At 60.4% G+C, this 11,630-nt stretch carries 10 protein-coding genes; 3 read left to right on the top strand and 7 right to left on the bottom strand.

The window, feature by feature from the left end:
• The 4 genes from glpK to CS919_RS02210 form a co-directional block, all read right to left on the bottom strand.
• The gene (gene glpK, locus CS919_RS02225) at positions 1-1,599 is read right to left on the bottom strand and encodes a glycerol kinase GlpK (RefSeq protein ID WP_099297835.1); all 1,599 of its coding nucleotides are present in this window, start codon (positions 1,597-1,599) and stop codon (positions 1-3) included.
• Positions 1,583-2,179: a hypothetical protein gene (locus CS919_RS02220; RefSeq protein WP_099297833.1), complete on the bottom strand. Its 597-nt coding sequence runs from the start codon at positions 2,177-2,179 to the stop codon at positions 1,583-1,585. The genes glpK and CS919_RS02220 overlap by 17 nt, the downstream gene beginning before the upstream one ends.
• Before the next feature lie 76 nt (positions 2,180-2,255).
• On the bottom strand, positions 2,256-4,058 hold the full coding sequence (locus CS919_RS02215) for an acetyl/propionyl/methylcrotonyl-CoA carboxylase subunit alpha (RefSeq protein WP_234990755.1): 1,803 nt from the start codon (positions 4,056-4,058) through the stop codon (positions 2,256-2,258).
• Positions 4,059-4,219: 161 nt separating this feature from the next.
• Entirely contained in the window at positions 4,220-5,074 is an 855-nt protein-coding gene (locus tag CS919_RS02210) for a sulfurtransferase (RefSeq protein ID WP_099297829.1), read from the bottom strand.
• A gap of 154 nt (positions 5,075-5,228) precedes the next feature.
• On the opposite strand from CS919_RS02210, the gene CS919_RS02205 reads away from it, so the two are divergent.
• From CS919_RS02205 to CS919_RS02195, 3 genes are all read left to right on the top strand, one after another.
• Positions 5,229-6,290 carry a Cj0069 family protein gene (locus tag CS919_RS02205; protein WP_099297827.1) on the top strand — a complete coding sequence of 354 codons (1,062 nt, stop codon included), beginning with the start codon at positions 5,229-5,231 and terminating at the stop codon, positions 6,288-6,290.
• A gap of 144 nt (positions 6,291-6,434) precedes the next feature.
• A complete protein-coding gene (prpD, locus tag CS919_RS02200) occupies positions 6,435-7,955 on the top strand; it encodes a 2-methylcitrate dehydratase PrpD (protein ID WP_099297825.1) in 1,521 nt (506 codons plus the stop codon).
• Between the two features lie 65 nt (positions 7,956-8,020).
• Positions 8,021-9,175, top strand: a complete 1,155-nt coding sequence (locus CS919_RS02195; protein WP_099297823.1) for a bifunctional 2-methylcitrate synthase/citrate synthase — start codon at positions 8,021-8,023, stop codon at positions 9,173-9,175.
• On the opposite strand, the gene CS919_RS02190 is transcribed toward CS919_RS02195, so the two are convergent.
• From CS919_RS02190 to CS919_RS02180, 3 genes are read right to left on the bottom strand one after another with little or no spacing between them, the layout of a single operon-like run.
• Positions 9,172-9,804, bottom strand: a complete 633-nt coding sequence (locus tag CS919_RS02190) for a Maf family protein (RefSeq protein WP_099297821.1) — start codon at positions 9,802-9,804, stop codon at positions 9,172-9,174. The genes CS919_RS02195 and CS919_RS02190 overlap by 4 nt on opposite strands.
• Positions 9,801-10,073 (bottom strand): hypothetical protein, encoded by a 273-nt coding sequence (locus CS919_RS02185; RefSeq protein ID WP_099297819.1) that lies wholly within the window; start codon positions 10,071-10,073, stop codon positions 9,801-9,803. Before CS919_RS02185 ends, CS919_RS02190 begins: the two co-directional genes overlap by 4 nt.
• 22 nt (positions 10,074-10,095) lie before the next feature.
• Positions 10,096-11,565, bottom strand: a complete 1,470-nt coding sequence (locus CS919_RS02180; RefSeq protein WP_099297817.1) for an acyl-CoA carboxylase subunit beta — start codon at positions 11,563-11,565, stop codon at positions 10,096-10,098.
• Between the last annotated feature and the right edge of the window lie 65 nt (positions 11,566-11,630).

Below are 11,630 nucleotides of genomic sequence, written 5' to 3'. Positions count from 1 at the left end.
CTACCGCTGACCCGGACTGTCTTTTTCAGCCCAGTCATAGGTCCGTTCCACAGCACGGTTCCACTGGCGGAAAGCCTCATTGCGTTCCTGATCAGAGACACCGGGCTTGTACGTCACGCGCTCGCGCCAGAGTCGGCGGATCTCCTCGATTCCGCTGAAGAATCCCACGGACAACCCGGCCGCGTACGCCGCGCCCAATGCGGTGGTCTCGGCGATCTGGGAGACAGTCACCGGCACGCCCAGCTGATCCGCCTGGAACTGCATCAGCAAGGTATTGGGAACCATGCCGCCGTCCACCTTCAGCGCCTTGAGCAGAACACCGGAATCCTTATTCATGGCCTCCACCACCTCGCGGGTCTGAAACGCGGTGGATTCCAAGGCAGCCCGGGCGATGTGCGCCTTGGTGACGTACCTGGTGAGCCCCACAATCGCGCCACGAGCTTCCGGCCGCCACCGTGGTGCCAGAAGCCCAGAGAATGCGGGCACCACGTAGCAACCGCCGTTGTCCTCCACGCTGCGCGCCAACGCCTCGATATCGTCCGCACTGTGGAAGAAACCGAGGTTGTCGCGCAGCCACTGCACCAGTGAACCAGTCACCGCGATGGATCCTTCCAGCGCGAAAACGGCGGGTTGATTGCCCAAGCGATACGCCACGGTGGTGATCAGACCGTGCTCCGAGGTCTGCGGCTCCGCGCCCGTATTGAGCAGCAGGAAGTTGCCGGTGCCGTAGGTGTTCTTCGCCTCGCCCGGTCGCAAGCACGCCTGGCCGAACGTCGCCGCCTGCTGATCGCCCATAATACCGCTGATCAGCACACCATATGCTGGGCCGGAACGTCGCACGGCGCCCACAACTTCAGAGGAGCTGACGATCTCCGGAAGCAAACTCATGGGGATACCCAGAGCTTCACATAGCTCCGGATCCCACTTCTGCGTGCGCAGATCCATCAGCATGGTGCGTGAAGCGTTGGTGACATCGGTGACGTGCTTGGCACCCTTGTTGATGCTTCCGTGTTGGCGTCGGGAACGACGAGTCAACTCCCACACCAACCAGGAATCAATCGTGCCCACCGCAAGTTCCCCGCGCTCGGCACGCTCGCGCACGCCGTCCACGTGATCGAGGATCCAGCGAATCTTCGGGCCGGAGAAATACGTCGACGCGGGCAAACCCGTGCGCTCCTGGAAGAGGTTCTTCGTCTCCTCGTCCAGCGAATTCACGATCTTGTCCGTGCGCGTGTCCTGCCACACGATGGCGTTGTAGACCGGCTTTCCCGTGGTCCGATCCCACATCACCGTGGTTTCGCGCTGGTTGGTGATGCCCAGGCAGGCGATTTCGTCCGACGACAAATCCGCCACCGCAATCGCATCAGCCATCACTCTGCGGGTGTGCCGCAGGATCTCCTCAGGATCGTGTTCCACCCATCCGGGCTGAGGGAAGATCTGCTGGTGTTCCAGTTGACTGGTGCTGACCACCTGGCCGCGGGCGTCGAAAATCATGGCGCGGGTGGAGGTAGTGCCCTGATCGATCGATAGGACGAAGCCACGGTGGGGCTTGGTGAATTTGGCCAGGTGGCCGGCCAATTGATTAGCCATTTTGTCCATGCTCAGGATCACTCCGGGTCGTCGATGTAGCGGGCGAGGCAGCGGACGTGCTGGAATCCCTGCCGGGGAGGTAACGCAGCGCCAAGGCTGCTAGGAGCGCAGCGATGCCGAACAGCAGAGTCAGCAGCGAGACCCAGCGCAGCGCCTGCAACGTGGTCTCGCTGAAGCTGGAGATATAGGTCTGACCGGTATCGCAGACAAAGCGGAGATTGTCCGCATCTTCAGAAAACTGCACGCGGGCGTATACGCCTTTGGCTTCGATGACGGGCAACGAGACGTCCTGGACCTGCATGGATTCGTCCACCAAGGGCTCTACGTTGCTCAGCAGGGAGTTGGCATCGCTGCCGTCCGCGAGTTCCAGATTGCATTCGGTCACGCCCAATGCATCCCGGTTGGCCAGCAGGTAGTAGCTCTTGTTGGCGGAAACGCTCACGCCATCTTCGGCGCCGAAATTATTTACGCCCAACAAGGCGGTGATGCCGGTAGCCAGGCCAATGATCAGCAGCATCGAGCCAGCGACAAGCCACCATGTGCGGCGCATGAATGCCCGTGGCTGCTGAGGCTGATCTGAATCTTGCATCGTCACGCTACTTTAATTGGCTGTGCTGCAGTTTTCAGCGTATTTTCGGTTAAGGTTTCGCGCTGAGTGCGTCCAACTACTCAGCGGAACTGTCTTCTGGATCCACGATCTCCAGCATCGGCTCGTTCTTGGTGACACCTTGACCAGCGTGCACAGACAATCCCTTGACCACGCCGGACTTGTGAGCCTTCACAGCGTTTTCCATCTTCATGGCCTCGAGAACCAGCAGAGCATCGCCCTCGGAAACCTCTTGGCCCTCGGACACGTCGACCTTGATCACGGTTCCCTGCATAGGGGAGGCTACCGTGTCGCCGGTGATGGCGACCTGTCCGCTGGCACCACGGCGACGCCGTGCGCGACGCTGGCTGCTGCCTGCCGCCATCAGCTCGCCGGGAACGGTGATTTCCACGCGCTGTCCATCAATTTCGACGACAACATTCTCGCGCGGAAGCTCCACCACATCTCCGGACGACTGGCGGGCATCTAGGGGTTCTTCGTATGCGGGGAGCTGGTTGTCCCAATCCTCTTCGATCCAGCGCGTGTAGACGGTAAAATTACCGTCGGCAGCAGCGAATTCTGGGTGCGTGACCATTTCCTGATGGAACGGGATCACGGTGGGAAGACCTTCCACCACATATTCTTCCAGCGCGCGGGCGGAGCGCTGCAGAGCCTGCTCGCGAGACTCGCCGGTTACGATGAGCTTGGCGAGCATGGAATCGAATTGTCCGCCGATCGTCGCACCTTCTTCGATGCCGGAGTCCATGCGTACGCCAGGGCCGGATGGCTCCGAGTATGCCGTCACGCGTCCGGGTGCGGGCATGAAGTTGTTGGCCGGATCTTCACCATTGATGCGGAATTCAAAGGCGTGGCCGTTGATCTCCGGATCTTCGGAGCGGCTCAGTGGCAGACCGTTGGCGATGCGGAACTGTTCGCGCACCAGGTCCCATCCCGTGACCTGCTCTGTCACTGGGTGCTCCACCTGCAGGCGGGTGTTGACCTCGAGGAAGCTGATGAGGCCATCGCTGCTGACCAAGTACTCCACGGTGCCCGCGCCTTGGTAGCCTGCGGCACGGCAGATGGCCTTGGCGGACTCGTAGATGCGCGCGTTTTGCTCGTCGGAGAGGAAAGGCGCCGGTGCCTCTTCCACGAGCTTCTGGAAGCGGCGCTGCAAGGAGCAGTCGCGAGTGGAGGCGACAACCACGTTTCCGTGGGAATCTGCAAGAACCTGAGCCTCCACGTGGCGGGCGCGGTCAAGGTAGCGCTCCACGAAGCACTCGCCGCGCCCGAAGGCTGCGATGGCCTCGCGAGTGGCGGATTCGAAGAGCTCAGGGATCTCTTCCATGGTGTGGGCGACCTTCATGCCGCGACCGCCACCACCAAAAGCTGCCTTTACCGCAACGGGCAGACCGTGCTGTTCCGCAAACGCCTTGATCTCCTCGGCATCCTTGACTGGCTCTTTGGTGCCAGGGGCCAGTGGTGCATCAACCTCGGTGGCGATGTTGCGCGCAGTGACCTTATCGCCGAGCTGGCGAATAGCCTCGGGGGAGGGGCCGATCCAAGTCAGCCCAGCGTTGATGACGGCTTCTGCGAAGTCACCGTTTTCGGAGAGGAATCCGTAACCGGGGTGCACGGCATCTGCGCCGGACTTCGTGGCCGCTTCGAGGATCTTGTCCACGTTGAGGTAGGACTCGGCGGAGGTCTGTCCGCCCAGAGCGAAGGCTTCATCAGCCATGCGCACGAAGGGGGCGTGGGCATCAGGCTCTGCGTACACAGCGACGGAGGTCAGCCCCTCGTCGCGAGCTGCGCGGATCACCCTCACGGCAATTTCGCCGCGGTTGGCGATAAGCACCTTGGTGATAGCCCGAGCAGTCTCAGTCACGTCATGTCCTCCACGATTGTTTTGAGAGATTCCCATTGACGCTACTACGTCGTGTGGAATTTATTCCATAATGTAGAAGCGTGTGTTCTCCCGCACATGTTACTCCAGCGGGAATTGTTTTCCTTGCGCATTTTATGGGCGCGCACGGTGCGGGATTGTAGTTAGTGCGCGATAGGGGCACGAACCTTATTGCCCCATTCGGTCCACGAACCGTCGTAGACACGGACGTTTTCCCACCCGAGGAGGTAGGTCAGCGTGAACCACTCGTGCGCGGCGCTGGCACCGGAGGAACAGTAGACCACGGTAGGGGCTGAAGAATCGAGCTGCTGGTGTGCGGCAGCAAGCTCCGCGTGGCTGCGGAAACGAGAGTTGGGGTAGAGGTTGTTCGCCGTCGCGAGATTGTGTGCGCCGGGAACGTGACCCGCCCTGCTGACGCTCGGGTGTTCCTCCTCGTTGGTCCTGCCAGAGAATTCCTCGGGAGAACGAAGATCGAGAATCTGCAGAGAATCCAAGTGAGCTTGCAGTTCATCAGCAAAGACGCGATGAGTGACGTCGTCCCGATTAATGACGGGATAGCTATCCGTGGTGCGGTTGGGTACCTCGTAGGAAGTTTCCTTTTCTTCCTGCATCCACGCATCACGGCCACCATCTAAAAGGCGCACGTCGGGGTGGCCGAACAATTCGAAGACCCACAGCGTGTAGACGGCCCACAGGTTGGACTGATCGCCGTAGATAACCACCGTGTCCTCGCGGGAAATGCCCCGAGAGTTCATGAGCTGAGCGAAGGCCTCACCGTCGACGAAATCCCGACACACAGAGTCATTGAGATCCGCAGACCAATTCACACGATGAGCAGTGGGAATGTGCCCAATGTCATAGAGCAGCGAGTCTTCGTCGCTCTCCAGCACTTTCAAGTCCGGGGAACCCAGCTTCGCGCCAAGCCAAGCGCTGGTCACGAGCTTTTCTGGGTGCGCGTACTGAGCTAACTGCGGGCTCGGATCGAATTCAATTCCCATGGGTCCACCTTCCTAACCCAGAAAGTCTAACTGTTTGACCCCTTTAAGGGTCACTTCTGGGTCATGCTCACCCTGCGAATGGGCTGGTAGCTGCATAAAATTAGCAGTGTATTTTCAACTGCTCAGACCGGGCACACTCAGAGAGGTATCTGCATTGAAGAAGAGCATTGTTGTATTTGAAGTTGAGGGTGGCAACGACAAGGGGGACGACGGACACCGTAGGGATACGATGCCCATCGTCAACGCGATTCGAGACAAGGGATGGAACGCCGAGGTTGTGTACTTCCACCCCGACCGCGCAGAAGAGATCTTCCAGGACGTTTCTGAAAATTACGATGCCTACATCTCCCGCGTGAATCCGGGCAACATTCCAGGTGGAGAAAAGGGCTACTTTGAGCTGCTGACCAAGCTGTCCCACGAGGCCGACTTGGTGGGTATGTCTACTCCTGAGGAAATGATGGCCTACGGTGCCAAGGATGCGCTGGTCAAGCTCAATGACACTGACCTGGTGCCGGATGACACGGCTGCTTACTACGACGTGGAGTCTTTCCACGAGACCTTCCCGAAGACCCTGTCCTACGACGAGCGCGTGCTCAAGCAGAACCGCGGATCCACTGGTTCCGGCATCTGGCGCGTGCAGCTGAAGGATCGCGAGCTGGCGCAGTCCGTGGAGCCAGGCACCGAGTTGCCACTGGACACCATGCTTAAGTGCACCGAGGCTGTGGACAACCACACCGAGGTTCGCGAGCTGGGCGATTTCATGGATTTCTGTGACCAGTACATCATCGGCGATAACGGCATGCTGGTGGACATGCGTTTCTGCCCACGCATCGTCGAAGGCGAGGTGCGCATCCTGCTGGTTGGCCCACACCCAGTGTTCGTGGTGCACAAGAAGCCAGCAGAGGGCGGAGACAACTTCTCTGCGACCCTGTTCTCTGGCGCGAAGTACACCTATGACAAGCCAGAGGCATGGCAGGACCTGATCGACATGTTCGCTGATGCTCGTCCGGTCATCGCGGAGAAGCTCGGTGGAGACAACATTCCTCTGATCTGGACCGCAGACTTCATGCTGGCCGATGCGGAAGACGGCACCGATACGTACGTGCTGGGCGAAATAAACTGCTCTTGTGTTGGTTTTACCTCCGAGCTGGACATGGGCATCCAGCAGCTGGTGGCAGAAGAGGCCATCAAGCGCGTGGAGGAAAAGCACGCGTAACTTCGCTTCGCGCCGAACCCTGTAGCGCCCTCCCCGTGATGGGGTGGGGAGGCTGCAGGGTTTTGTTTTTTAAAAGAAATTAATCACTCTTCTCGCTAATGTGATCTGCAACACTTTCATATTTATAGGAGAGGTTTTATCGCGATGATCGATCACACCGTGCGGGTATGGAAGTCCGCCGAGGATTTTCCGCAGGATCAGCACTTGGCTTGGAAAGTGGCGGGGGTGGCCACAGATCCCGTCGCTGTCGCCGAGGAGACCGCGGAGATGGTGGTCAACCGAATCATCGACAATGCGTCTGTTGCGGTGGCTTCCGTTCTTCGACGCCCGGTCTCCGCAGCTCGGGCGCAAGCTTTAGCGCATGCGGCTCCCCGTTCTGGCGGGTCAGCAGTATTCGGTGTCCAGGATGTCGTCAGCCCAGAGTGGGCTGCCTGGGCTAACGGGGTGGCGGTGCGCGAGCTGGACTTCCATGACACGTTCTTGGCCGCGGAATACTCCCATCCCGGCGATAACATCCCGTCCATCCTCGCCGTGGCGCAGCACCGCGCCGAGGCCAACGGATTGACGGGACAAGACCTTATCCGTGGCATCGCCACCGGCTACGAGATCCAGGTGAATCTGGTGAAGGGCATCAGCCTGCACAAGCACAAGATCGACCATGTCGCACACCTAGGCCCCAGCGCCGCAGCCGGAATCGGCACGCTGCTGGGCTTGGATCAGGAGACGATCTATCAGGCGGTAGGCCAGGCTCTGCACACCACCACGGCCACGAGGCAGTCCCGTAAGGGACTGATCTCCAGCTGGAAGGCCCACGCCCCAGCATTCGCCGGAAAAATGGCGGTAGAGGCCGTGGATCGCGCCATGCGCGGAGAAGGTGCTCCCGCTCCGATTTGGGAAGGCGAAGACGGAGTTATCGCGTGGATGCTGGATGGTCCCGAGGCCAGCTACACGGTTCCGCTGCCCGAAGCGGGCGAGGAAAAGCGCGCGATCCTGGATACCTACACTAAGGAGCACTCCGCCGAGTACCAGTCGCAGGCCCCTATCGACTTGGCCCGGGCAATGCGGGAGAAGATCTCCAACCTGGATGACATCGAATCGGTCGTGCTGTACACCAGCCACCACACGCACTACGTGATCGGCACGGGTTCGGGCGATCCGCAGAAGTTCGACCCTTCCGCTTCCCGCGAGACGCTGGACCACTCGGTGATGTACATCTTTGCCGTCGCGTTGGAAGACGGCGAGTGGCACCACGAGCGCAGTTACGCCCCAGAGCGAGCAAACCGCCCGTCCACGATCGAGCTGTGGAACAAGATCAGCACCGTTGAGGATCCGGAGTGGACGCGTCGCTACCACTCCGAGGATCCAAACGAGAAGGCCTTTGGCGCTCGTGCGGTGATCACGTTGAAGGACGGCACAGTCATCGAGGAAGAACTCGCTGTGGCCGATGCACACCCGCTGGGCGCACGTCCGTTCCAGCGCGAGGATTACATCGCGAAGTTCCGCACGCTTGCGGAGGGAATTGTGTCCGACGCCGAGCAGGACCGCTTCCTCAGCGTCGCAGAAAACACCGCTGACTTGGGTGCCGTGGATCTGGGGCAGCTCAACGTGGTCTTCGACGATGACGTGTTGGCCCGCGCTCCACATATTCCGCAGGGACTTTTCTAACTCTCCATCCCGTCTTCACTAGATTTCACCTTCACCTCGTCTCATCCGTTTCAAGGAGAACAACCATGAGCACCACCACACCAGCATCCGAAGTCCGTAAGGGCCTGTATGGAGTCATCGCGGATTACACTTCCGTGTCCAAGGTCATGCCAGAAACCAATTCCCTGACCTACCGCGGATACGCGGTGCAGGATCTTGTGGAAAACTGCAGTTTTGAGGAAGTCTTCTACCTACTGTGGAACGGCGAGCTGCCCACTCAAGACCAGCTCACGAAGTTCAACAAGCGCGGCCGTTCTTACCGCAAGTTGGATCCAGGCCTGATCTCCCTGATCCACTCGCTGCCCACGGACTGCCATCCCATGGACGTGATGCGCACGGCCGTGTCCTACATGGGCACTAAGGATCCGGAGCACTTCACACCGGATAAGGAGCACATCACCCACGTAGGCCACAATCTGCTGGCGCAGCTGCCCATGGCGATGGCCATGGACATCCGCAGGCGCCAGGGCAAGGACATCGTGGCCCCTGATCCGAATAAGGGCGTAGCGGAGAACCTGCTGTCCATGGTTTTTGGCAACGAGGAGGATTCGCCCGCCTCGAACCCAGAGGACGTCCGGGACTTCGAGAAGTCTCTCATCCTCTACGCGGAGCACTCCTTCAACGCCTCTACGTTCACCAGCCGCGTGATCACGTCCACACGCTCGGACGTCTACTCCGCCATCACCGGTGCTATCGGCGCGCTCAAGGGACCCCTGCACGGCGGTGCCAACGAATTCGTCATGCACACCATGTTGGAAATCGATGATCCCAATCAAGCGGAAGCGTGGGTCAACGATGCCTTGGACAACAAGAAGCTCATCATGGGCTTTGGCCACCGCGTGTACAAGAAAGGCGATAGCCGCGTGCCGTCCATGGAGCGTTCCTTCCGCGCTCTTGCCGAGCGGCATGACGGTGCCAAGTGGGTAGCAATGTATGAGAACATGCAGGGCGCGATGGATGCCCGCAACGGTATCCAGCCGAATCTCGATTTCCCTGCCGGTCCGGCCTACTACCTGCTGGGATTCCCCGTGGACTTCTTCACTCCGCTGTTCGTCATCGCCCGCGTGGCCGGTTGGACGGCGCACATCGTGGAGCAGTATGAGAACAACTCGCTGATTCGCCCGCTGTCCGAGTACAACGGTCCGGAGCAGCGCCACGTGGTGCCGATGGATCAGCGCTAGAGGTTCCAGAAATCGCTGACGCGCAGGCCGAAGTGCTCCATGGACCTGCGCACCACGGGTAGCGAGAGCCCGATCACCGAAGAGGGATCCCCCTCGATCTTGTCGATGAACCAGCCGCCCATCGCCTCCAAGGTGAATGCCCCAGCGCACAAAAGCGGTTCGTTGGTTTCCGCGTAGGCGCGGATGTCGGCGTCGGATACATCGCCGAAATGCACGGCGGTGGTGGCAGCTTCCGTGACCACCTCGCCCCGATACATCACGCAATGCCCCGTGACTAGGTGCGCGACCTTGCCCCGCTGTGCCTGCCACCTGTGCACCGTTTCCTCGACGGTGTACGGCTTGCCTTGAAGCTCGCCGTCGAGCAGCAGCATGCTGTCCCCGCCAATGATTACGTCACTTGCGGTTGCGGTGTTTTCTTTTTCTCGACGCCAACTCACCGCCCGCGCCTTGGCTTGAGCCAAGTGTTGGACGAATTCCTCCGGGGACGGTTCCGTCAGCTCGGCGGCTGCGGCGTCCTCGTCCACGTCGGAGGGTTCCACAATCGGCTCGATCCCCGCTGAGCGAAGAATGCTCAGGCGTGACGGAGACGTGGAGGCCAGGACAATCCGGCCCGTGTGGGGCGCGCTCACGGCAGCGGCGCAGTGCGAAATCCGGTGGGATTCGCTGTGTTGGTGGCGCGCTGGCGCAGGGGCGTCCCGTAGTGCCCGCGCGGATTGGGCTTGACGTTTTTCTCGCGCTCCACGGCCTCGGCAACGGAGTTCACGACCTGCTCCAAGGCTGCGCGTTGCGTGTCCGTCACGTTGCCCTTGATGATCTCCACATTGGTGGCAGGAGAGGAGACGTTATCTTCTGGTGCCTCCGCGGGAGAGGTGGCGCTGGTGGGAGGAGTATGTGACATATCTAGTGATCCCTAACTTCTCTTACAGCGGCATGTTGTTGTGCTTGCGGTGGTATCCGTCCTCCACCTTGCGCTCGAGCAGACGCAATCCATCGATGAGCTGCTGGCGCGTGGCGGAAGGGCTGATCACTGCGTCCACCAAACCGCGCTCTGCGGCGGCATAAGGATTGACCAGCTTCTGCTCCATCTTTTGGGCATCTTCGCCGGTGACCTCGGATAGAGCCTCAGCGTCGTCGGTGGAGATCTGGGCGGTAGGCCAGGCGAAGACCAGGTCCGTGCCCATCCGCTTGGCGCCCATGGCCAAGTATGCGGAGCCAAACGCGCGACGAACGATCACCGTGATCTTGCCCACCGACGCGTCCGCGGACGCAGACAGGAGCTTCGCGGTGCGGCGAGCGGCGCCGAGGGAGGTGGCGTCGGAAATAAAACCGGGAGCATCCACGAACGTCACCAAAGGAAGATTGAAGGTGTTGCAGAAACGAATGAAACGAGCAATCTTCTCCGCGGAATCAGTATCCAACCAGGCATCATTCTGAGTCGGCTGGTTGGCCACGATACCCACCGCGTTGCCGTTGATCCGGGCCACGGCGGTCAGCGCATTACGGGCGAAGACGGGCTGCAACTCCAGCAGGGAGGAATCGTCGACCACGCCGGAGATGATGTCCACCATGTTGAACTCGGCGCCGTCAGCATCGGGGATCGCGGAATCCAGCGCGATGGAATCGCCGGCCGGCTTGGCATCCGCCGACGGAGTCACAGCGCGGTTGTTGGACGGCAGGTAGCTCAGCATGTCCGCAGCCAGATCCAGTGCCGCGTGCTCATCGCGGGCGGTCAGATGTGTCAGACCCTCCTCGGCATCAGACACAGAGCTGGAGGAATCCTGCAGGTTCAAACGCACGCTGCCCTGGCCAGCGACCTCGATGACCACATCAGACAGCGCCACACCGTGGGCCTGAGAACCGGCAACCTCGCCGGCGACGATGGCAATCTGCGGGATCACACCGGAGGCCAGCGCCTGCAGACGGTAGATCTTGGAGTACATCTCCAGCGTCACGATGCCCTCCTTGGCGCGTGCGCCGAGGCCATCGTAGAAACCGATCAGGGGAGTACCGGACTTCACGGCCAGCTCCACAACCTTGACGATCTTCTCGCCGGTGACCTCGCCCAGCTGACCGTCGAAGATGCTGGAATCCTGCGAAAACACGCACACAGGGCGACCATCGATGGTGCCGTGACCGGAGACCACACCATCAGTGACCGGGCGAGACTTATCCAACTTAAACGCCGTGGAGCGGTGGCGAGCCAGGGCGTCGATCTCCACGAAACTACCTTCATCGAGCAAAGACTCCACGCGCTCACGCGCGGTGAGGCGGCCCGCATCGTGCGTGGCGCGCACCGCATCCTCGCCCCCCGGGGTGCGGGTCTCAGCGAGGCGCTGCTGGAGATCCCCGATCTTCCCAGCGGTTGTCGATGTATCCGTGGTAGCAGTCATGCGCCATAGTTTACGGACTAATTTTTGGCACACAACAATAAAGGGGCGCATTGCGCGAGTAATAG

It is taken from the genome of Corynebacterium dentalis (genome assembly GCF_900232865.1).
GTDB classification, from domain to species: domain Bacteria; phylum Actinomycetota; class Actinomycetes; order Mycobacteriales; family Mycobacteriaceae; genus Corynebacterium; species Corynebacterium dentalis.
The sequence above is the reverse complement of the archived record's forward strand: the minus strand, read 5'-3'. Positions and strand labels throughout refer to the sequence as shown.